Annotated in this window: 21 protein-coding genes; all 21 read left to right on the top strand. The window is 36.1% G+C overall.

The genetic code is table 11. The features are described from left to right. Positions 1 to 103: 103 nt before the first annotated feature. The 21 genes from B5F18_RS04695 (at position 104) to B5F18_RS04595 (ending at position 20,851) form a co-directional block, all read left to right on the top strand. On the top strand, positions 104 to 1,399 hold the full coding sequence (locus B5F18_RS04695; RefSeq protein WP_087156521.1) for a hypothetical protein: 1,296 nt from the start codon (positions 104 to 106) through the stop codon (positions 1,397 to 1,399). A gap of 4 nt (positions 1,400 to 1,403) precedes the next feature. Further along, positions 1,404 to 2,351, top strand: a complete 948-nt coding sequence (locus tag B5F18_RS04690) for an Ldh family oxidoreductase (protein WP_087156520.1) — start codon at positions 1,404 to 1,406, stop codon at positions 2,349 to 2,351. Next, positions 2,338 to 3,537, top strand: coding sequence for a glycosyltransferase (locus B5F18_RS04685; protein ID WP_087156519.1), 1,200 nt, complete (start codon positions 2,338 to 2,340; stop codon positions 3,535 to 3,537). The genes B5F18_RS04690 and B5F18_RS04685 overlap by 14 nt, the downstream gene beginning before the upstream one ends. 71 nt (positions 3,538 to 3,608) lie before the next feature. Further along, positions 3,609 to 4,700, top strand: coding sequence for an EpsG family protein (locus B5F18_RS04680; protein ID WP_087156518.1), 1,092 nt, complete (start codon positions 3,609 to 3,611; stop codon positions 4,698 to 4,700). A 29-nt stretch (positions 4,701 to 4,729) separates the two neighbouring features. After that, the gene (locus tag B5F18_RS04675) at positions 4,730 to 5,704 is read left to right on the top strand and encodes a glycosyltransferase family 2 protein (RefSeq protein ID WP_162607536.1); all 975 of its coding nucleotides are present in this window, start codon (positions 4,730 to 4,732) and stop codon (positions 5,702 to 5,704) included. A gap of 1 nt (position 5,705) precedes the next feature. Next, positions 5,706 to 6,866: a polysaccharide pyruvyl transferase family protein gene (locus B5F18_RS04670; RefSeq protein ID WP_087156516.1), complete on the top strand. Its 1,161-nt coding sequence runs from the start codon at positions 5,706 to 5,708 to the stop codon at positions 6,864 to 6,866. Positions 6,867 to 6,873: 7 nt separating this feature from the next. Beyond that, positions 6,874 to 8,019 carry a Coenzyme F420 hydrogenase/dehydrogenase, beta subunit C-terminal domain gene (locus tag B5F18_RS04665; RefSeq protein WP_087156515.1) on the top strand — a complete coding sequence of 382 codons (1,146 nt, stop codon included), beginning with the start codon at positions 6,874 to 6,876 and terminating at the stop codon, positions 8,017 to 8,019. A 10-nt stretch (positions 8,020 to 8,029) separates the two neighbouring features. After that, positions 8,030 to 9,199: a glycosyltransferase family 4 protein gene (locus B5F18_RS04660; protein WP_087156514.1), complete on the top strand. Its 1,170-nt coding sequence runs from the start codon at positions 8,030 to 8,032 to the stop codon at positions 9,197 to 9,199. Positions 9,200 to 9,201: 2 nt separating this feature from the next. Beyond that, positions 9,202 to 10,353: a glycosyltransferase gene (locus B5F18_RS04655; RefSeq protein ID WP_087156513.1), complete on the top strand. Its 1,152-nt coding sequence runs from the start codon at positions 9,202 to 9,204 to the stop codon at positions 10,351 to 10,353. Next, the gene (locus B5F18_RS04650; RefSeq protein ID WP_087156512.1) at positions 10,346 to 11,869 is read left to right on the top strand and encodes an MATE family efflux transporter; all 1,524 of its coding nucleotides are present in this window, start codon (positions 10,346 to 10,348) and stop codon (positions 11,867 to 11,869) included. Before B5F18_RS04655 ends, B5F18_RS04650 begins: the two co-directional genes overlap by 8 nt. A gap of 72 nt (positions 11,870 to 11,941) precedes the next feature. Next, positions 11,942 to 12,982 (top strand): polysaccharide biosynthesis protein, encoded by a 1,041-nt coding sequence (locus tag B5F18_RS04645; protein WP_087156639.1) that lies wholly within the window; start codon positions 11,942 to 11,944, stop codon positions 12,980 to 12,982. Positions 12,983 to 13,003: 21 nt separating this feature from the next. Next, on the top strand, positions 13,004 to 14,209 hold the full coding sequence (locus tag B5F18_RS04640) for a capsular polysaccharide biosynthesis protein CapF (RefSeq protein ID WP_087156511.1): 1,206 nt from the start codon (positions 13,004 to 13,006) through the stop codon (positions 14,207 to 14,209). 12 nt (positions 14,210 to 14,221) lie between these two features. Next, positions 14,222 to 15,415: a non-hydrolyzing UDP-N-acetylglucosamine 2-epimerase gene (gene wecB / locus B5F18_RS04635; protein ID WP_087156510.1), complete on the top strand. Its 1,194-nt coding sequence runs from the start codon at positions 14,222 to 14,224 to the stop codon at positions 15,413 to 15,415. Continuing rightward, positions 15,416 to 15,916, top strand: coding sequence for an acetyltransferase (locus B5F18_RS04630; RefSeq protein ID WP_087156509.1), 501 nt, complete (start codon positions 15,416 to 15,418; stop codon positions 15,914 to 15,916). It abuts the gene before it with no gap. Between the two features lie 21 nt (positions 15,917 to 15,937). Continuing rightward, positions 15,938 to 16,528 carry a VanZ family protein gene (locus B5F18_RS04625; protein WP_087156508.1) on the top strand — a complete coding sequence of 197 codons (591 nt, stop codon included), beginning with the start codon at positions 15,938 to 15,940 and terminating at the stop codon, positions 16,526 to 16,528. Then, a complete protein-coding gene (locus B5F18_RS04620) occupies positions 16,518 to 17,666 on the top strand; it encodes a nucleotidyltransferase domain-containing protein (RefSeq protein WP_162607535.1) in 1,149 nt (382 codons plus the stop codon). The genes B5F18_RS04625 and B5F18_RS04620 overlap by 11 nt, the downstream gene beginning before the upstream one ends. Before the next feature lie 36 nt (positions 17,667 to 17,702). Further along, positions 17,703 to 18,113 carry a hypothetical protein gene (locus tag B5F18_RS04615; protein ID WP_087156506.1) on the top strand — a complete coding sequence of 137 codons (411 nt, stop codon included), beginning with the start codon at positions 17,703 to 17,705 and terminating at the stop codon, positions 18,111 to 18,113. A gap of 92 nt (positions 18,114 to 18,205) precedes the next feature. Further along, positions 18,206 to 18,757, top strand: a complete 552-nt coding sequence (locus B5F18_RS04610; protein WP_087156505.1) for a biotin transporter BioY — start codon at positions 18,206 to 18,208, stop codon at positions 18,755 to 18,757. 96 nt (positions 18,758 to 18,853) lie between these two features. Beyond that, complete coding sequence (locus B5F18_RS04605; protein WP_087156504.1) at positions 18,854 to 19,699, top strand: DUF5685 family protein; 846 nt, start codon at positions 18,854 to 18,856, stop codon at positions 19,697 to 19,699. Further along, entirely contained in the window at positions 19,692 to 20,327 is a 636-nt protein-coding gene (locus tag B5F18_RS04600; RefSeq protein ID WP_087156503.1) for a J domain-containing protein, read from the top strand. The genes B5F18_RS04605 and B5F18_RS04600 overlap by 8 nt, the downstream gene beginning before the upstream one ends. Then, on the top strand, positions 20,318 to 20,851 hold the full coding sequence (locus tag B5F18_RS04595; protein WP_087156502.1) for a hypothetical protein: 534 nt from the start codon (positions 20,318 to 20,320) through the stop codon (positions 20,849 to 20,851). The genes B5F18_RS04600 and B5F18_RS04595 overlap by 10 nt, the downstream gene beginning before the upstream one ends. Positions 20,852 to 21,121: the final 270 nt, after the last annotated feature.

The raw sequence follows: 21,121 nt of genomic DNA, 5'->3' as shown, positions 1-21,121 counted from the left end.
AATAAATCTAATTGAGAGATTAAAACTTATAATGTTATTTATATTTAATTCAAGGAAAGGGAAAATGAACGCTGATTTTTGAGATGCGTCATAAAATGAAAACATGAATGATAATTATCCGAAAGTATTAGCAATTTCACTTAGTACATGGAGAAAAGATAGTGGTATTCATACACAGACAGATCTGTTTAAATACTGGAATCCAGAAAAAGTTGCTCAAATCTACACAAGATCAGATTTGCCTGACACACCGGTTTGCAATAAATTTTTTCAAATATCTGAAAATGCAGTTATAAAGAGCGTACTTAATAGAAAAGAAGTTGGATGTGAGGTAAAGAACACTAAAGAAACTCAATACTCTAAAGCCTATGAAGAGGAAAAACGTTTATATGCGGTAGCTAGAAAAAAAAGCTCCTGGCTATTGAGAGTATTAAGGGAACTGGTTTGGATTTTTGGAAAGTGGAAAACAAAGGCATTAGATAAGTTTGTCCAAGATTTTAATCCAGATATTTATTTTGTACCAATTTATCCAGTTATATATATGGGGATTATTCAATTATATGTTATAAGGAAATTTAAAAAGCCGTATGTATGTTATATGTGGGATGATAATTATTCATACAAGCCATGTGGCTATAATCCTCTAGCTTATATTCATCGGTTTTTTTTGAGGAAAGCAGTTAAAAATCTCATTATCCATTGTACAAAAATGTTTGCTATTACTAAAATGCAAGCCGATGAAATACAGGCTAACTTTAACATTCATAGTATTGTACTAACAAAGGGGATTGATTATGATGAATTAAAATATGAAAATGCTGTAATCAGTTCTCCGATTAAAATGGTCTATACAGGTAAATTAGTTATTGGAAGAGACAGAGCTTTAGCAGAGATTTCAAAAGCATTAGCAGAAATTAATAAAGAAGAGATAAAAATTACATTAGATATCTATTCACCAGATGTGGTAAATGAAAAAGTAATGCGGTTTCTTAACAGTAATGGTTGTAAATATTGTGGATGTGTTTCAAAGGATAAGGTGGCAGAAATTCAGAAAGCAGCAGATATAGTAGTGTTTGTTGAGGCGTTGGAGAAAAAGTATAGATATATGGCACGGTTATCATTCTCAACAAAACTGACTGACTATTTCAAAAGTGGAAAGTGCATTTTAGCGATTGGAGATAAAGATATTGCTCCTATAAAATATTTGAAAGAAAATGATGCGGGAATTGTAATCACGGAATATCAACAAATTAAAGACAAATTGCAAAAATTAATTGTTCAAAGGGATTTAATACAAAAATACGGAAGAAATGCATTTGAATGTGGTAGGAAAAACCATAATGAAAAAGATATTAAACGTATTTTTGTAGAAACATTAAAAGAGGCAGCAAAGGAATAAGAAAATGAAAAGGGAAGAAATTATCAATAAATTTGTAAAAGCTGGGATTGATACAGAACATTCACAGGTAATAGCGGATTGTTTAGTTACTGCAGACATTTATGGAGTGACTTCTCATGGCTCCCGATTGACAGACGTGTATGTTGAAAAAATAAAAAAAGGCTGTTTTAATTTGGAGCATGAAATTAGAATATTGAAAGAAAGTCCTTCGTTTTGCTTAATGGATGGCAATAATACAATAGGAATAATATCAGGTGTTTATGGTATGGAGTATGCTATAAAAAAAAGTAAAACAAATGGAATATTTACTGTAATAAGCAGAAATAATAACACGTTCGGTCCGGCATTTTATTATACTATGATGGCAGCGAAAGCAGGATGTATTGGGATTGCTTTTTCCAACAGTCCAGCGCAGATGGCTCCTGTTGGTGGAAAAGATAAATTAATTGGGACAAACCCTTTATCGATAGCAGTACCAATGAGAAATAGAGAACCTCTTATTTTGGATATGGCCAGCAGCATGGTTGCAAAGTCAAAATTTAAAGAATATAAAGAACAAGGGAAATTATTACCTGATGGATGGGCAACAGATTCAGAGGGATTGCCAACAAATGATCCTGATAAAGCAATGGGGGGCTTAGTATTGCCGATGGCCGGGTTTAAGGGATATGGTATTGCAGTGATGCTGGATGTTTTGAGTGGCGTTTTGTCTGGGTCAGCCTACTTGAATAAAGTACATAGATTTTATACTGAAACTCCAAAATGCATGAATGTAGGTTTTCAATTTATCGCAATAGACCCTGAAATTGTAATGGGGCATGAATTTTATGATGAGATGGATGAGTATGCAAAGATAATAATGAATTCTCGACATGTTGAGGGGAAAAATATATCTTTGCCTGGTGATGATCGTATAGCAGTGAAAAGGAAGAATTTGAATGAAGAAATATAAAATACTGTTTATCAATTCTGTTTTTCGTGAAGGCAGTACGGGGAATATCGTAGCAGGGCTTTTTGATTATTTTAGTGATATAAATATAGAGTGCTACGCAATCTGTGGAATCAAGAAAAAAGAAGAAAAGAATGTGATTGCCACTACAACAGCATTAAAGCAAAAGTGTAGCATTATTGGTTCTCGGATTTCAGGAAAACATGCAATGCAGGATGTGCATAATACAAAAGAGATTTTGAAAAAAATCAAGGAAATTGATCCTGATATTGTCAATATTCATAATCTACATGGATTTTATATTAATATAAAATTGCTGCTTGATTATTTTGCAGAAAAGCAGATTCCGGTTGTGCTTAATATGCATGATTGTTGGGATTTTACAGGACATTGTTCACATTTTGAAACATTAGGATGTGAAAAATGGATAAAGGGGTGTGGAAAATGCCCTGGGTTGAAACAATATCCGAAAAGCTATTTTCTAGATAAAAGTAGATTTAATTGGAATTTAAAAAAAGAACTGTTTTCAAAGTTAAATCTGGAAATTGTAACACCTTGTATTTGGCTTAAAAAGCTTGTTGAGAGGTCCTTTTTAAGAGACAAAAAAATATCGGTAATATATAATGGAATAGATACAAAAACTTTTCATTATAGAAACAGCAATTTACGAGAATCTTTTGGGATTGAGGCTAAGTTTGTTATTTTAGGATTTGCATCTAAATGGGTAAAAGAAGAAAATATAAAGGTGATAAAAGCGATACGTGATATTGAGAATATCCATGTTTTGCTTATAGGCGATACAAAAGTGCCTGAAACACTGAAAGGGATTGCAACGGGAATTTCATATGTACACAGTCCAAAAAGAATGTCAGAGCTGTATTCTATAGCGGATGTATTTGTAAATTTGTCATTAGCTGATACGTTTCCAACAGTTGATATAGAATCTATCGCGTGTGGAACTCCGGTGATAACTTATGATATCGGCGGGGCAAAGGAAATCATTGATCAAACAACAGGAGTGGTAGTAAAAGAGGGGGACGTAAAAGGCATAGTGAATGCAATAAAAGCAGTAAAGAATAATGGAAAAGATTTTTATGCTGAGAAATGCAAAAAGCGTGCATATGAATTGTTTAGTAATGGATTGTACAGAGAAAATATGAAAAACTTAATTTTTAAACACTTGATTTAAGATTTTTAGATTCTGGCCAAAACGTGAATATATACATGCAGTAAGAGTGAAGAGCTAGAGAGGAGTTCAGAATGATACCATATATTTTTATAGCCATTTTTCCAATTGTTTTATTCCTAGTCGCTCAACAGATTTCTATAGGATACAGAAAAAATTGTAAAAATTCAACTATATTTGTGAGAATAAATTGGATATATTTATTTTTAGCAATATTACCGATTGGTTTAATGATTGCTTTGCGTAATAAGTCAATCGGAGCTGATACTGGGGTTTATATAGCTCGATTTAAAGAATTGCAACAAATACCGTGGAGCGAACTATTCGATGATACACGAATGGAAAAAGGATATTTGCTTTTTAGTAAGTTTATTAATTCATTTATCTCTACGAATGAGGTTGTATTTTTTTCTATTTGCAGTTTTATCTGTATGCTTTGTATCGGTATATTTGCATATAAAAACTGTAAGCAGCCCATTTTATTTGTGTTCTTATATGTAACATTGGGGTTGTTTACGTTTATGCTTTCAGGCTTGCGCCAATCTTTAGCAATGTGTATATGTTTGTTGGGCTTTGAATTCGCGAAGAAAAGAAAGTTTATTCCATTTTTGCTCGTTGTATTGCTGGCATTTACCTTTCATAAAAGTGCTGTTTTTTATATCTTTGTGTATTTTATTGTAAATAGAATGGTCAATATAAAAAATATTATTATTTATTCCATTCTGGCATTTATCCTGATTTTAAATTTAGATAGGGTTCAGGCGTATATAGGAGAAGCGCTTGATTATACTTATCAGATAGAATCAACGGGTAATGGAGGTATATTTTTGCTTATTATGATTCTTATTACAGGTTTTTCATGGTACTACTTAAAAGATGACTTTGACGATATAAAAATCAGAGCCCTGTTTAATACGAATCTTATAGCACTCTTTTTTTGGATTGCAAGATTAGTTACAAGAACAGCAGAAAGACCAAGTTATTACTTTCTATTTGCCACTATAGCCCTTTTTGCTGAAACAATCGTTCATCCAAAGAAGAAAGAAAACCAAAAGATATTATTATTAATTATTATTGGGTGTTGTCTTTTGCTGTATGTATATCGTTTTTATTCAAACTTTAGTTCTTTTATTCCATACAGAACATTTTTGTCAAATGAGATATAAAAATTTCGAATTAAGGGAGTAAAATGAAAATGGGAGATTTAATCAGTATTATTGTGCCGGTATACAATGTGAAATTATATTTAGAAAGATGTGTTAAATCTATATGTAATCAGACGTATCTTAATTTGCAGATTATTTTGGTAGATGATGGTTCAACAGATGGATCCGGACAGGTATGTGACAATCTGGCAGAACAAGATTCCCGTATTGTTGTTGTTCATAAGCAAAATGGCGGATTAAGTGATGCCAGAAATGCTGGATTGGATATTGCACAGGGAGAATACATTGGATTTGTAGATAGTGATGATTTTATAGAGAAGGAAATGTATCAAATTCTTTATAATAAAATAAAGAACACCGATGCAGAGGTTGTCAACATAGGTTATAGAAGGGTTGATGAAAACAATACTTTTTTTCCATCTGCAGTAAAAAGAAAAAAAGATGCATTTATCAGCAACAAAGAATTTTTGAGGGAGCTGTATTTGTTTGAAGGCGATGTAAGCGCATGCACAAAGTTGTACAAAAAACATATATTAGAAAAACTGAGATTTAAGAAGAATATATGTAACGAGGATTTAGTTTTCATGTTTGAACTTTTGCCTCAAATTAAAGGGATAGAATTTGTAGCAGAAATTGGATATAACTATTTCATAAGATCTGGAAGCATTTCGAATTCGGGATATTCGAAAACTATTGTTGATATGGTAAAAAATGCGGAATATGGAATGGAATTAGCCCAAAATATTTATCCTGATTTAATGCCTTGTGCTGAAAATTTATACTATGTACAAGTGTTAAACTATATGCTTTTGCTCCCTTCAAATATTATGAATAAAGATAATTCATTCTATTTAAGGTGCTTAAAACAAATAAAGTTGAGCAGAAATAATATAAAAAATAATCAATTTTTGAGTAAAAAAAATAAATATGTATTATTAGTAATTTCCTTTTATCCAAAAATGATAAATAGATTTTATAAACTAATTAAGAGAGGAAAGCATTGACATGATAAAGAAAATATTTTTATGTGGAAATACGGGTAGCAATAATCGTGGGTGTGAGGCAATTATTCAATCAACCTATGATATTATTAGAGATTTAAACAGTGATATTCCTATAACCTTGTTCACATATAATGAAAAGGCTGATAAAGATGCGGGACTGGATAAAAAAATGGATATTATTAGTTATGCAAATTATCACAATATAGTGGAACGGGGAGAAGCATATTTTTGGAACAGGGTTTTTAAAAATTACAAGTTGGGCCAAAGACATATACAGCGACCATTGTTTGACAGGTTGGATCATGAAACTTTATGTTTGTTTATTGGTGGAGATACATATTGCTGCAAAAATCCTATGCAATTTTATGGACTGCAGCAGGAGGCACAAAGAAAACAGGCAAAGACAATATTATGGGGATGTACTGTAGACAAGAGTATGTTCAATGAAACGATGGTAGAGAATTTTAAACAGTTTCATAAAATTGTTGCAAGGGAAAAAAGAACATATGAAGATTTAATTTCTGTTGGAGTAGAAAGTAAGAACATTAGTTTATGTCCAGATACAGCATTTAATTTAAAGACAGAAAAGTGTGAATTACCGGATAATTTTGTGACAGGCAACACGTTGTGTATAAACCCGGTTGGTAATGATGAATTTTTAATTGGAAATTATGTTCCATTTATAAAAAAAGTATTAGAGACAACAGATATGCAAATATGCTTGGTTCCACATGTATTTACTGACTGCGATGAGGACATGCGGTCGGCCAAGTTAGTCTATAGATCATTTGAAAACAATAATCGGGTTTCGATTGTAGATAAAAAATTACATTGTAAAGAATTAAAGTTTATCATTTCCCAAGCTAGATTTTTAATTGCTCATAGGACCCATGCAAGTATAGCTGGCTATTCATCGTTAATTCCGACTCATGTTATCGGATATTCCGTTAAATCTGTTAATATTGCAATTGATATATTTGGACGATCTGAAAATTTTGTTACAAGTAGAGAAGAGATTAAAACTTCGGATGATTTGGTGGAAATTTTAAAGTTTATGCTAGAAAAGGAAAGTGAAATAAAAGAGACTTTAAAACATCAAATACCGCTTATGAAGGGAAAGGCTTTGGAAACGAAGAATGTGTTAAAAGAAATAGGAGTTTAGAACAATCATGGAATTGTGTAGTAGAGAAGATTGTACTGGATGTTCAGCTTGTGTGAATATATGTCCAAAGCAGTGTATTATTTTTGACAGAGATAAAGAAGGTTTTTATTATCCCCAAATTGGAGATGAATGTGTTCAATGTGGATTATGCCAAAAAATTTGTCCCCAGATGAAATCAAATAAAAAAGATTTTGTTCCTATAAAAGCTTTTGTTGGATTTAATGCTGATGAAAATGTAAGAAAACAAAGTAGCTCTGGCGGAATGTTTCATGCAGTTGCCGCTGAAGTTCTTAAACAACATGGTAAAGTCTATGGCGTTGAGATGAGACAAAAAAGCTGTAGAGTTGTCTATAGGGGGATAGATACAATTGAAGAATTAAAGTTACTGCAAGGATCAAAATATGTGGAGAGTGAAAAAGAGGGGATATTTCAAGAGGTAGAAGTTGCTTTGAAAAAGGGAAAACCGGTTTTATTTGTAGGCACCCCGTGTATAGTAGCTGGTTTAAAAAGTTATTTAAGGATATATTACAACAATTTGATAACATGTGATTTTATATGTCATGGTGTTCCTTCGGGATTAGCTTGGGATGAATATTTGAAAATCTGTAAAAACAGAACAAATAAAAAGTTAAATAAAGTAGTTTTCAGAGACAAAGAGAATGGGTGGGGACAGTCATCTACGAGGTTAATATATGATGGCATATCATATGTTGATAAAGACAATGCCAACATATTTATAAAGGGATTTCTGTCAAACTTATATTTGAGGAGATCATGTTACCGTTGTAAATATAAGAGATGTTACGAAAGTGATATTACATTGGGGGACGCATGGGGCATAGAGAAAGTGCATCCTGATTGGTATGATGATAAGGGGCTTTCTTTGGTATTTGCAAATACAGCGCAGGGCAACAATATATTGAAACGGGTTTCTCGTGTTGAGTTAAAGGAATTACCATTAGATATAGCACAAACAATGAATGCAGCATATGAACTGTCGGCTGCAAATAATTTATTTAGAGAAAAATTTTTTAAAAGATTGTCCGAAGACAATTTTGCTGCTTTAGTAAATTTGTATTGTGGAAACAGTTTGAAATACAGGATTTATAGAAAAGCTGTGCAGTGCATAAAAAGATTGGCGAAGGATAAATAAGAGGTATATTATGCAGATAGTTTTTTATTCAAATTTTTTGAACTTACATCAGTTGCCGCTATGTATCGAGTTTTCAAAACACAGTGAGATACAATTTACTTTTGTGGCATGTGAAAAAATACCACAAGAGCGATTGGATATGCAATACCAAGATTTAGATAGTCAATATCCATTTGTATTAAAAGCATACTCTAGTAAAACAAACTATGAATATGCATTAAAATTAGCTGAAACAGCGGATGTAGTTATACATGGGGCTGCTCCTAACATTTATTTGGAAAACAGATTGAAAAAAAATAAGATAACCTTTAAATTCTGTGAAAGATCATTAAAAAAGGGTACTTGGAGAAGATTTATCCCAATTACTTATAAAAAAATTTATGATGGTTATATACGATACAGAAAGAAATCCTTTTGGGTGCTCTGTGCAAGTGCATATGCGTCAAATGATCTAAGGCTATGTGGGTTCCCGGTAGATAAATGTTTTAAGTGGGGATACTTTCCAGAACTAGAACAATTGGATCCTGAAGAGATATGGAAACATAAAAAACCAAACTCTATTCTTTGGGTCGGAAGGAATATACCGTGTAAACATTTAGAGCTAGCCATCCAACTTGCAAAAAATTTAAAGAAACAAAATTATCATTTCGAATTAAATATAATTGGCAGCGGCCAGAGTGAAGAATTAAAAAGTGAGTTAACGAAACAGAAATTAGACAAAAATGTTCATTTATTAGGATCAATGGAGCAAGAGTACGTTAGAAGATATATGAAGTCATCTGAAATATTTCTGTTCACAAGTGACTTTTACGAGGGATGGGGAGCGGTAGTAAATGAAGCTATGAATAGTGCGTGTGCACTTGTGATTTCCCATGCGTGTGGATCTGCCAAATATTTGATCAATAGAAATAATGGCAGTATTTTTTCTTTTCCGGATCAACAGGATTTATTCGATAAAGTTACCAATTATTTAAATAATAAAGATTTGGCTAAAACACATGGATTAGAAGCGTACTACTCGCTGGCAAACACATGGAGTGTTTCAAATGCTGTTAATAATTTCTTAGAAATAGTCAAAAATCTACCAGAATTGGATTGTTATAATATACTAGAGGGACCAGGAAGCAGAGCAGAACCAGTTAAAAACAATTGGATTAAATATGATAGAAAGAGTGAATAAAGTTGTCAAAATTTCTTATTGTGGTTGATAATTTTAAAGTGGGCGGTATAACAACCTCGTTGATAAATTTTTCTAATTTTCTGACACTAAATGGATATGAAGTAGAAATAATTTGTTTTGAGAGCGAAGAAAGACCTCAAGGATTAGCATCAAGTGTAAAAATAAAAGGATTGAATAGAGGGCAGGAAATTTGGTATTTAAATAAAAATAATATGAAACATAAAAAGCATATGAATTTATTTAAAATACTTATTCTTGGGTTAATTAAAAAAATCTTTAATAAGGGAGAACTGTGGAGTAAGCTGTGTTTAAAACAAAATAAGACGAATCCTTATGATTGTGCTATAGCATATCGGCAAGGTAGGACATGTTATCAATATGTGAAATATGCTGTTAATGCAACTTGTAAAGTGGCATTTGTTCATGGGGAACTAAAGAATCTAAACTCAATTATGAAATGGTACTTTTTATGGGATAGTTTTGATAAAATAGCATGCGTGTCACAGGCGGTCAAGCAACAATTGATTGAGAGGTTTAGCAGATATCAAAAAAAATATGTTGTTATGCCTAATTTGTTTGATGTCAATGAATTATATAAGTTGGCTAACAAAAAAAATATTGCTCCATACAAAAGTTTTACGTTTATTTCTGTGAATAGAATGGAGTATGACAAAGGGGCTGACAGGATAATCGAAATTTACGATTATATTAAGAAAAACTGTAATGTGAGTTTTAACTGGTTGATTATAGGAAGTGGAACATTATACAATGAAATAAAATCCCAAATAAAAGAGAAAGATTTAGTTTTATTGGGAGAAAAAAGGAATCCGTTTCCTTACATAAAGAATAGCGACTGTTTCGTAAGTATGTCAAGAAGTGAGGCTTTTGGGATGGCCATAAAAGAAGCTCAATTACTTGGTGTGCCTGCAATTGTCGGAGCGTATCCGGCAGCTAGAGAGATAATTGTTGATGGAATTACCGGCAAAATTGTAGCGAATGACTCAAAGTCAATTGCTGAAGAAATGATTGAATTTTTGGAGAACAGCCAGGTTATTGAAAGGTATAAAAATAATTTGCTGAAAGAAGAGTATAATCCAAAAGTCATTATAGATAAATTTGTAGAAGAATGTATAGGAGAGAAAAACTATGAATGACAGCAGAAAAATGCCTTTAAATTTGATATGCAGTATTATTGCTTTTGCATTTAATTTGGGAATGGGATTCTTCTTGTCTCCATACATAGTAGCTACTATTGGAGCTGAAGCGAATGGGTTTGTTACTTTGGCAGCAAATTTCATATCCTATGCATCACTGATTACGATTGCATTAAACTCTATGGCTGGAAGATTTATAAGTTTAGAATATCATAAAGGGAATAAAGAAAAAGCGAATGTTTATTATACATCAATTTTTATAGCTAATATTATAATTTCTCTAGTTTTGTTTATAGTTTCCGTTTTTTGTGTTATTAATTTAGAGAACCTTATTTCTATTTCGCCTAATTTGGTTGTAAGTGTGAAATGGCTATTTGCTATATTGTTTTTCAACTTTATTATAAATACCTTTTTTAGTGTCTGGGGTGTAGCAACTTTTGTAACCAATAGGTTATATCTTACCTCATTGCGAAATATGGAGATGTATGTAATTCAAGCAGTGGTTATTATTGGGTTATTTTTCTTTTTGACTCCAAATGTAGTTTATAAAGGAATTGCAACGCTGATTTCTACTATATACAGTATAATCGCTAATTGTCACTATAAAAGAACATTAATTCCAGAATTAAAATTAAGCAGATCTGATTTTGACCTAAAAAAAGTATGGGAGTTGATATGTTCTGGCATATGGGTAAGTATTGGAAGAGCCGGTCAAATTTTATTAACAGGAGTTGACTTGCTTATAACTAATATTTTTATTGACCCGGTATCCATGGGAATTATGTCTTTAGCAAAGGTAATACCGAATGCAATTTTAAATTTAATTAACACAGTTATTAGTGTTTTTGTGCCATCTCTAGTAATAGATTATGCAAAAGAAGAGTATTCAGGGTTGGTAAATCAGATGAAGATCAATATGAAAATCATAGGTTTTATTTCGATCTTCCCGTTGGTTATATTGATTGTTTATGGGAGTGAATTTTTTCGTTTATGGGTTCCAAGTGTAGATAATCATATGCTTTATACATTATCACTTATTACATGTTTGGATTTACTGCTTACATGCTCGGTTCAGGCATTAACAAATTTGTTTACTGTGTTTAATAAAGTAAAGACATATTCTATAGTTGTTCTAATATTAGGCGGTATAAGTGCAGCAGTAACAATAGTTCTTGTAAAAGTAACAGGGCTAGGAATATACGCAATTGTATTAACAAGTGCAATTTTTGATGTGATTAGGAACTTAATTTATATTGTTTCAGCCTCTGCAAAATTTTTGCAAGTAAAGAAAATTGTGTACTACAAGCAGATTGTTAAACTTGTATTGATTGCTGGTGTTAATATTGTAATAGCCAACTTGTTTAAACATTTTTTGCCATGTAGCACCTGGCTGACTTTTATCGGTTCAGTTGTGATTGTGTGTCTGGCCATATTATTGGTGAATGTGTTCTTATATATAAATCATGAAGAACGTAGTACAATTTTAAATTTGATAAAACAAAAAAGAAAAAGATGACAAAAATATTGAAGACAAATATTTAAAGAAAGGATTTGTATGGAAATAAACCATATTATGGGAAAAAGAGTTATGTTTAAAGATAAGATTTTATTAATTACTGGTGGAACTGGTTCATTTGGTAATGCAGTATTAAATCGTTTTTTAGATACAGATATCAAGGAAATCCGTATCTTTTCCAGAGACGAGAAAAAGCAGGATGATATGCGTCATGAGTATCAGGCTAAATATCCCGAAATTAGCAATAAAATTAAATTTTATATAGGCGATGTGCGTGATATTCAATCTGTAAAAAATGCAATGCATGGAGTAGATTACATCTTCCATGCAGCAGCATTAAAGCAGGTACCATCCTGTGAATTTTTTCCGATTGAAGCAGTTAAGACAAATGTATTGGGAACGGAAAATGTATTGACAGCAGCTATTGAGGCGGGAGTAAAAAAAATTATTTGTTTGTCAACAGATAAAGCAGCTTATCCAGTCAATGCAATGGGAACATCCAAGGCAATGATGGAAAAAGTAATCGTTGCAAAATCAAGAACAGTGTCTCCGGATAAGACAAGCATCTGCTGTACCAGATATGGAAATGTTATGTGTTCCAGAGGTTCTGTTATTCCGCTTTGGATTGATCAAATAAAAAAAGGAAATTCAATTACTGTGACTGAACCGACAATGACACGATTTATTATGAGTCTGGAAGAGGCAGTTGAGTTGGTAGTATTTGCATTTCAATATGCAGAATCCGGAGATATTATGGTTCAGAAAGCGCCAGCCTGTACAATTCAAGTGTTAGCACAAGCAGTAAAAGAGCTGTTCCACTCAGATAATGAGATTAAAGTCATTGGTATCCGACATGGAGAAAAGATGTATGAGACTTTGCTGACGAATGAAGAGTGTGCCAATGCAATTGATATGGGTAATTTTTATCGAGTGCCATGTGATAAACGTGATTTAAATTATGATAAATATTTTAAAGATGGGGATATAAAACGCAACTCTATGACAGAATTTGATTCAAATGACACAGAGCTTTTGAATGTAGAACAGGTAAAAGAAAAACTACTCCAGCTTTCCTATATCCAAAACGAATTAAAAGAGTGGGAAAATAGATAGGTGCACATTGGGAGGAAATCTATGAAAATTTTAGTTACAGGTGCAAAAGGATTTGTCGGCAAAAATCTGGTGGCAGCTCTGGAGGCTGTACGGGACGGAAAAGACCGTGTACATAAAATAAATGGACTGGACAATCCGTCCGACCTTTGCATTTACACATATGATATTGATTCAAAACCAGAAGAATTAGAAACCTATTGCAAGGATGCGGACTTTGTCTTCAATCTTGCAGGTGTGAATCGCCCGAAAAACCAGCAAGAGTTCATGCAGGGAAACTTTGGTTTTGCATCTACATTGTTGGATACATTGAAAAAATATGGAAATAAAGCCCCTGTTATGTTGAGCAGCAGTATCCAGGCAAGCCTGGAAGGGCGATTTGCAGGAAGTGAATATGGAAAGAGCAAGCTTGCAGGGGAAGAATTGTTTTTAAATTACAGCAACGAGACAGGTGCAAGAGTGTTGATCTACCGTTTCCCAAACCTTTTTGGAAAATGGTGCCGACCGAATTACAATTCTGCTGTAGCGACATTCTGTAATAATATCGCTAATGACCTTCCGATCATGGTCAATGACAGAAACACAGAACTGGAACTTTTATATATAGACGATCTGATAGAAGAAATGTTCCTTGCCCTGAATGGAAAAGAACACAGAGACGAAAAGGATTACTGTTATTGTCCGGTAACATTCAAACGGACATTGGGTGAGATTGTAGATTTGCTTGAGGAGTTCAAAGAAAGCCGTAAGACACTTTCTGTTCCAAATATGAGCGATGGATTTGCAAAAAGATTGCATGCTACCTATTTATCCTACCTTTCACCGGATAATTTTTCTTATCCGCTCAAGATGAATGTGGACGACAGAGGAAGTTTTACAGAGATTCTCCGCACAGCGGACAGAGGTCAGGTATCTGTCAATATCAGCAAACCGGGGATCACAAAAGGCCAGCACTGGCATCATACCAAAAATGAAAAATTTGTTGTAGTATCCGGGCGTGGCCTGATTCAGCTTAGAAAGATCGGAGAGGATGAAAACGGAAATCCATATCCGGTTGTGAATTACGAAGTCAGCGGGGAAGAGATCACGGCAGTGGAAATGATTCCGGGATACACGCACAATATCATCAATCTCTCAGACACAGAAGATTTGGTGACGATCATGTGGGCGAACGAACCGTTTGACCCGGAACATCCGGATACATTTTTTGAACCAGTGGAAGAAAACTAGTGGAGGGATACCATGTCAAATACAGAAATCAGAACAGATTATTCAGATATCCGATTTAAAGATAACGGAAAATTAAAACTTCTCATCATAGTGGGAACACGCCCGGAGATTATCCGCCTGGCTGCAGTCATTAACAAATGCCGTGAATATTTCGATGTGGTGCTTGCCCACACAGGGCAAAATTATGATTACAATCTGAATGGGATTTTCTTTGAAAACCTGAAGATCAAAAATCCGGAAGTGTATATGGACGCAGTAGGTGATGACTTGGGTGCCACAGTAGGAAATATTATCAACTGTTCCTACAAATTGATGAACCAGATCAAACCAGATGCACTTTTGATTCTTGGAGATACCAATTCCTGCCTTTCTGCGATTGCTGCGAAACGTTTGCATATTCCGATTTTCCATATGGAAGCAGGAAACCGCTGCAAAGATGAGTGTCTGCCGGAAGAGACGAACCGCCGCATTGTGGATATAATTTCTGATGTCAATCTGGCGTACAGCGAGCATGCAAGAAAATATCTGCATGAGTGCGGTCTTCCAAAAGAACGTGTCTATGTGACAGGTTCCCCGATGGCGGAAGTATTGCATCAGAATCTGGAAGAAATTGAGAAATCCGATATTCTTGAAAAACTTGGCCTGGAACCGCAAAAATACATTTTATTGTCCGCGCACAGAGAAGAAAATATTGATACAGAAAAGAATTTCCTTTCTCTGTTTACTGCTATCAATAAGATGGCGGAAAAATATGATATGCCGATTTTGTATTCCTGCCATCCGCGCTCCAGAAACCGTCTGGCAGCATCCGGATTTGAACTGGACAAGAGAGTGATCCAGCATGAACCTTTAGGATTCCATGACTACAATCATTTGCAGATGAATGCATTTGCGGTAGTCTCTGATTCCGGAACTTTGCCGGAGGAAAGCAGTTTCTTTACAAGTGTAGGACATCCATTTCCTGCTGTTTGTATCCGTACAAGCACAGAGCGCCCGGAAGCGCTTGATAAGGCTTGCTTTGTGTTGGCAGGGATAGATGAAAAATCTCTTCTGCAGGCAGTGGATACAGCAGTGGAATTGAACAAAGCCGGATCACTGGGCATTCCGGTGCCGGATTATGTGGAGGAAAATGTAAGTACAAAGGTTGTAAAAATCATTCAATCTTATGTTGGAATTGTAAACCGTATGACATGGAGAAAATATTAAATGAAAAAGGAAAATTTGTTGATTCTTGGAGCTGGAGGACATGGACAGGTTGTAAGAGAGCTGGCAATGTCCCTTGGACAGTTCGAGAAAATTGAATTTTTAGATGACAACAGCGAAAAGGCGATTGGAAAATGTGAGGATTATCTGAAATTCCGCAATGAGTTTTCCTGTGCCCATGCAGCATTCGGAAACAATGTGTTTCGTATGCAATGGTTTGAAAAATTGAGACAGGCAGGTTTCCACCTGCCTGTTTTGATACATGAAACAGCGTGGGTAAGTCCATCAGCCACAATAAAAGAGGGGACCGTTGTGCTGCCTAAAGCAGTAGTAAATACCAATGCAGTTGTAGAGGAAAACTGTATTGTCAACTGCGCGGCTGTTGTGGATCATGATGTAAAGCTGGAAGAAGGTGTGCACATCGGGCCGGGAGCGGTCATAAAAGCACCTTGTGTGATTGAAATGTGCAGAAAGGTAGAAGCAGGGGAAGTAGTTTTTCCATAGAGAAACAGGGGAGTAAATAATTTGGGGATTGTAGAAGAATTTTTTCATACTTTTGCTAATCAAATACAGACAAAGGCAGTTTGGATTTTTATATTGTTGATTCCGTTTACTGCGGGTTTCATTTGGCTTTTGAAAAAGCGCAGAACAAAATTTCGTGTGTTGAATGCAAAAACCATTGCCGTCTGTGTGGTGTTTGGGGGATATATGGGTGCTTTGTTTGCGCTGACACTTTCCGGCAGGGAAATTGGAAGTGCAAAGAAAAGCTTTGAATGGGAGCCTTTGTGGTCATATCGGGAGGCGATTTTTGAGGGCAGCCGCCCTCTTGGTATTGAAATTGTGTCAAATATCCTTTTATTCGTTCCGTTTGGAATTTTAATGCCAATTTTTTTCAGGAGTTATGAAAAAGTCAAAGCTATAGTAAAAGCAGCGGCGTTTTTGTCGCTTGCGATTGAGGTGTTCCAGGGTATCACTGCGATAGGATTGTTTGAGATTGATGATGTGATCAATAATGTGCTGGGGACCTTGATTGGAATCTGGGTGTGGAATGTTGGGAGAGACTTTATGACAGGAAAACACAGAAAGGATGGGGAGTTTAAGCTATATGACAAATGAACAAAAACAATTGATAGCTATCATTCGATGCGCATTCGGCAATAAGGAAATTTCCCAGGCATTACCGCCGTTGTCTGACGAGGAAAAGAAGAAAATCAGCATCTATGCTGGAAGACAGGGGATGTTTCCTTTTTTGCAGTATGGACCTGGATTTTTGGAGGGGGAGTGGAAAAGCCTAATATTTAAACAGTTGGCACATGCATGCTATGCTGACAGTGTGCAGATTGCGGAAGTGAAAGATATTTTGGATGAATTTGAAAAAAGAGGAATTTACTGCATTCCGCTCAAAGGAATCCGGACGAAAACAATGTACCCTGCATCAGAGTTAAGGACCATGGGGGATTTGGATATCCTCTATAAGCCGGAACAGACAAAAGAAATGAAGATGACCATGGAATCGATGGGATACCGATGCGATGGAGAGGCGGCCAAACACGACCATTATCAAAAAGGCAGTATCATTGTCGAAATGCATAAAACGCTGTTGTCAGCGCAGAGTGATGCGTTTCAGTATTTTCTTGGAATATGGGAGAGGGCTGTTCCGGTAAATGGAAAGCAGTTTGTATACGAGATGACATTGGAGGATCATTATCTTTTTACACTATATCATTTGATTGAGCATTTTGTCCGTGGAGGTATCGGAATCCGGATGGTGCTGGATATCTTTGTAATCTCGAGACAGCCCAAGCTTGATTGGGAGTATGTGGACCATGAGCTGAAAAAGCTGGAAATTGATACATTTGAGCGGAATATCCGTTGCCTGGCAAATCTTTGGTTTGGGGAGAAGGACGAAACGATAGAAAAAAACGAACTGGAGGAGCTTGCGGAGTACATCGTAAACGGCGGCGTTTTTGGGAACCGGGAGAATGATCGACAGAACAATATGCTCATGCATAAGTCAAAGGCCGCGTACCTTCGCAGTGTGGTGTTCCCATCCTATCAGACTATGCGGACAGTATTTCCATGGCTCAAAACACCGTTTCTTTTACCTGTGGCTTGGGCTGTTCGTGCAAAGAATGTGTGGACGAAGAGGCGGGGAAATGTGAAAATGCAGATGGAGAGAGCAAAGGCGTGGGAGAAGAAGGATGATAGAGAGAGTGAGATGCGGAAGAGGTTTTTTGAAAGATACGGGTTGTAGGTGGAAAGTGCAATATAAAAAACATAGGAGGAAATTATGATCTCGATAATCTCTGCGGTTATGACGTGGATTACGGCATTGACGGGGTTAGTGTTTGGATATAAAAGTTGGAGAAATTCGAAATTAGATGCAGTAAAACAATTTATGGAGGCGGAAAACTCAGAGGAATTATTTCAAGCCAGACACGAATTATATCATTGTAAGTATTTAGGGGAAATGCAAGAATTGAGTGCAACAAAAATTTCATCTCATTATCACTTTTGGGGGTTAATGGTAAAGAGAGGATATCTTCCAATATGGGTATTTGATGGCGAGCCTGGGGAATCTGCAATTCAATTATATTATTTATTGGAAGGTTACATAAAAAAGCGTAGATGTACAAAGACAAAATATGCAGAGAATTTTACCTGGCTTATACTAAAGATAGAGAAACGAAATGGAGGATAAATGTAAACCATAAAAAACTAAAGGTTGACAATCCGCGCCCCTTTATTCTATACTACACTTACAAACAACACATAAAAAGGGAGACAATACATATGCAAACCAAAACACGTACATTCACAACTCGCCAGATGACGCTCATTGGCCTTGTAACTGCCATCACGTGTCTGATTGCGCCGTTTTCTATCCCGATTCCGGTAAGTCCGGTTCCGATTTCATTGACAAACCTGATTCTTTATCTGTCTGTCTATGTTCTTGGAATGAAATACAGTACGATCAGTTATGCCATTTACCTTCTTCTTGGATTGGTGGGACTTCCGGTATTTTCCGGATTTTCCGGCGGAATCGGAAAACTTGGGGGACCTACAGGAGGTTATCTTGTCGGATTTATTTTCCTTACATTGATTTCCGGATTTTTCGTGGAAAAATTCCGTGGAAAGATTGCCATGGAGGCAGCGGGAATGATTTTGGGAACAGTTGTTGCATATCTGTTTGGGACGATCTGGATTTGTGCGCAGATGCATATTTCATTTGTGGCAGGCCTGTCTTTGGGAGTATTTCCGTATCTGATCGGCGATGTCATAAAAATCATTGCAGCATGCATCGTCGGACCGAAACTTTTCACAGCGGTTCGCCGGGACAGATAAAAGAAAAATTTAATATTTATTCCATAGTTTTTTCCTCTATTATTTGGTAAAATACTTTTCGTATTCGTAAAATTCCAAAATAATAGAGGATTTATCATGTTTGGATATGTAACCATCAATGCAGATGAATTAAAAGTAAAAGATTACCGGAAATATAAGGCGTACTACTGCGGATTGTGCAGGGTTCTCAAAGAAGAATACGGCTTTTCCGGTCAGATGACCCTGACCTATGACATGACGTTTGCGGTCATTTTTCTGACTTCCCTGTATGAGAGCACAGTAGAAAAAGAGATGCACAGATGCAAAGTGCATCCGGTCAAAAAGCAGGCAATGCTGCGAAGTGAGATGACAAAATATGCCGCGGATATGAATGTTCTTCTTGCCTATTATCATCTGGAGGATGACTGGTCGGATGAAAAGAAAATGTCCGGCCTTTTTGGTAAGGGAATCTTAAAGGGAAAGGCAGAGAAGATCATTGGATCCTATCCAAGACAGAGCAGGGTCATCGCCGAAAAGCTAAAGGAGCTGTCTGCTCTTGAGAGAGAAAATTGTATGGATCTGGACAAAGTGGCAGGGTGTTTTGGCAGTCTGATGGCGGAATTGTTTGTATACAAAAAAGACGTGTGGGAAGAAAGACTTCGAGATATTGGTTTCTATCTTGGAAAGTATATTTATCTGATGGATGCATATGATGATCTGGAGAAGGATTTAAAGGAAGGTTGTTATAATCCGCTTGGAGAGATGTATAAAAAAGAAGACTATGAGGAGCGGATGCAGGACATCCTTTGTATGATGATCGCAGAGTGCAGCGCCAGGTTTGAAAAGCTGCCATGCCTTGTGGATGTGGACATTTTACGGAATATATTGTATGATGGAGTGTGGAATCGCTATCGGGCGATCCAAAAGAAAAGAACAGAAGGAAAGGAACAGAAGAATGTCTAAAAACCCTTATGATGTACTGGGAGTTCCTCAGAATGCATTGGATGACGAAGTAAAAAGAGCATACAGAGAATTGACGAGAAAATATCATCCGGATGCGAATGTAAATAACCCGCTTGCGGACTTGGCAGAGGAGAAATTTAAAGAAGTCCAGGAAGCTTACGACGAGATCATGAAACAGCGTGCTGGGGGAGGTTGGGGAAATCGTAGCTATGGATCTTACGGTTCAGGAGGAAGGTCCTATGGTGGAAACCAGGATGTAGAGATGCAGGCAGTTTTTAATTATATTAATTCCAGACACTACAGAGAGGCATTAAACCTTTTGGACCGCATGCCGAACAAAACTTCTGTGTGGTATTACGCCAGCGCTGCCGCGAATGCGGGAATCGGAAACAATATTGTTGCAAGGGAGCATGCAGCCCAGGCAGTGAATATGGAGCCGAACAATGTGCAGTACCGCCAGCTTTTAAATCAGCTGAGCTGGAACGGGCAGCAGTATCAGAGCAATCCGTTTGGCGGCGGATACGGAAACCGTGGCTCTTCCTGCGGTACAGGAAATATGTGCTGTGACCTGTGGTGTGCGGATACACTTTGTGAATGTATGGGAGGAGATCTTTGTTCATGCATGTAAAAGCAAAGACAATGGCATTTGGCGGGATTTTGCTTGCCTTGTCCGTGATCTGTATGGCGCTTGGCAGCGTCATTGAGACGAGTACGTTGTTTCTTCTGGCAGCAGCGTCTTATTTTGTAGGTATTGTCATCCGCGAATTTGGAATGAAGGCGGGAGCGGCGTTTTACCTTGCCGATGTTTTGCTCGGCTTTCTTTTAGCGCCGAATAAATTTTATGTTCTGTCATTTGCAGCCATGGGATTATACATCCTGTTTGCGGAAGGCATTTGGCGGCTTGCAGGGAAACGGGAAAAAATGCAGAAGAAAAGTTTGATCTGGATTTTGAAATATATACTCTTCAATGTGATGTACATTCCGGTATTGTTTGCCTTCCAGGAGCTTTTATTTGGAGGACGGACGTTTTCCGGCGGTTTTTTGGCGCTTGTGTTTGTGGCTGGGCAGATTGGTTTGTTTGTCTATGACAGAGCGTATGTCTATATGCAAAGAGAGATTTGGAGCAGATACAGGGGAAGATTGCTTAGGTAGTGAGAAGGTGTGTTTGTTCGGTAGTATAAGAAAAATGGTATAGACTTTGTTGTGGATCCTCGTTTTGCTGACGGGGATTTTTTGCTTGCAAAAACATAGTTGAAACTGTATACTGAAATTATAGAATTCCTCTGTGTTTGGAAGGAATTACAGTGAGACAGAAGAAATGTTTAAAAGAATTGACCATCAAGGATAATTTCATGTTCGGCGCAGTCATGTCGGATGCGGAAAACTGCAGAAGATTTTTGGAGATGGCAGCTGGCTTTTCTA

This window comes from Lachnoclostridium sp. An181 (assembly GCF_002160325.1).
GTDB lineage: Bacteria > Bacillota > Clostridia > Lachnospirales > Lachnospiraceae > An181.
Note: the sequence above shows the minus strand (reverse complement) of the source record. Positions and strands in the feature narration are given on the sequence as shown.

What these genes read in the sequence shown, in the direction of transcription:
- B5F18_RS04695 (WP_087156521.1), top strand. Translation starts at nt 104, where the DNA reads ATGAATGATAATTATCCGAAAGTATTAGCAATTTCACTTAGTACATGG.
- B5F18_RS04690 (WP_087156520.1), top strand. Translation starts at nt 1,404, where the DNA reads ATGAAAAGGGAAGAAATTATCAATAAATTTGTAAAAGCTGGGATTGAT.
- B5F18_RS04685 (WP_087156519.1), top strand. Translation starts at nt 2,338, where the DNA reads ATGAAGAAATATAAAATACTGTTTATCAATTCTGTTTTTCGTGAAGGC.
- B5F18_RS04680 (WP_087156518.1), top strand. Translation starts at nt 3,609, where the DNA reads ATGATACCATATATTTTTATAGCCATTTTTCCAATTGTTTTATTCCTA.
- B5F18_RS04675 (WP_162607536.1), top strand. Translation starts at nt 4,730, where the DNA reads ATGGGAGATTTAATCAGTATTATTGTGCCGGTATACAATGTGAAATTA.
- B5F18_RS04670 (WP_087156516.1), top strand. Translation starts at nt 5,706, where the DNA reads ATGATAAAGAAAATATTTTTATGTGGAAATACGGGTAGCAATAATCGT.
- B5F18_RS04665 (WP_087156515.1), top strand. Translation starts at nt 6,874, where the DNA reads ATGGAATTGTGTAGTAGAGAAGATTGTACTGGATGTTCAGCTTGTGTG.
- B5F18_RS04660 (WP_087156514.1), top strand. Translation starts at nt 8,030, where the DNA reads ATGCAGATAGTTTTTTATTCAAATTTTTTGAACTTACATCAGTTGCCG.
- B5F18_RS04650 (WP_087156512.1), top strand. Translation starts at nt 10,346, where the DNA reads ATGAATGACAGCAGAAAAATGCCTTTAAATTTGATATGCAGTATTATT.
- B5F18_RS04645 (WP_087156639.1), top strand. Translation starts at nt 11,942, where the DNA reads ATGTTTAAAGATAAGATTTTATTAATTACTGGTGGAACTGGTTCATTT.
- B5F18_RS04640 (WP_087156511.1), top strand. Translation starts at nt 13,004, where the DNA reads ATGAAAATTTTAGTTACAGGTGCAAAAGGATTTGTCGGCAAAAATCTG.
- wecB (WP_087156510.1), top strand. Translation starts at nt 14,222, where the DNA reads ATGTCAAATACAGAAATCAGAACAGATTATTCAGATATCCGATTTAAA.
- B5F18_RS04630 (WP_087156509.1), top strand. Translation starts at nt 15,416, where the DNA reads ATGAAAAAGGAAAATTTGTTGATTCTTGGAGCTGGAGGACATGGACAG.
- B5F18_RS04620 (WP_162607535.1), top strand. Translation starts at nt 16,518, where the DNA reads ATGACAAATGAACAAAAACAATTGATAGCTATCATTCGATGCGCATTC.
- B5F18_RS04615 (WP_087156506.1), top strand. Translation starts at nt 17,703, where the DNA reads ATGATCTCGATAATCTCTGCGGTTATGACGTGGATTACGGCATTGACG.
- B5F18_RS04610 (WP_087156505.1), top strand. Translation starts at nt 18,206, where the DNA reads ATGCAAACCAAAACACGTACATTCACAACTCGCCAGATGACGCTCATT.
- B5F18_RS04605 (WP_087156504.1), top strand. Translation starts at nt 18,854, where the DNA reads ATGTTTGGATATGTAACCATCAATGCAGATGAATTAAAAGTAAAAGAT.
- B5F18_RS04600 (WP_087156503.1), top strand. Translation starts at nt 19,692, where the DNA reads ATGTCTAAAAACCCTTATGATGTACTGGGAGTTCCTCAGAATGCATTG.
- B5F18_RS04595 (WP_087156502.1), top strand. Translation starts at nt 20,318, where the DNA reads ATGCATGTAAAAGCAAAGACAATGGCATTTGGCGGGATTTTGCTTGCC.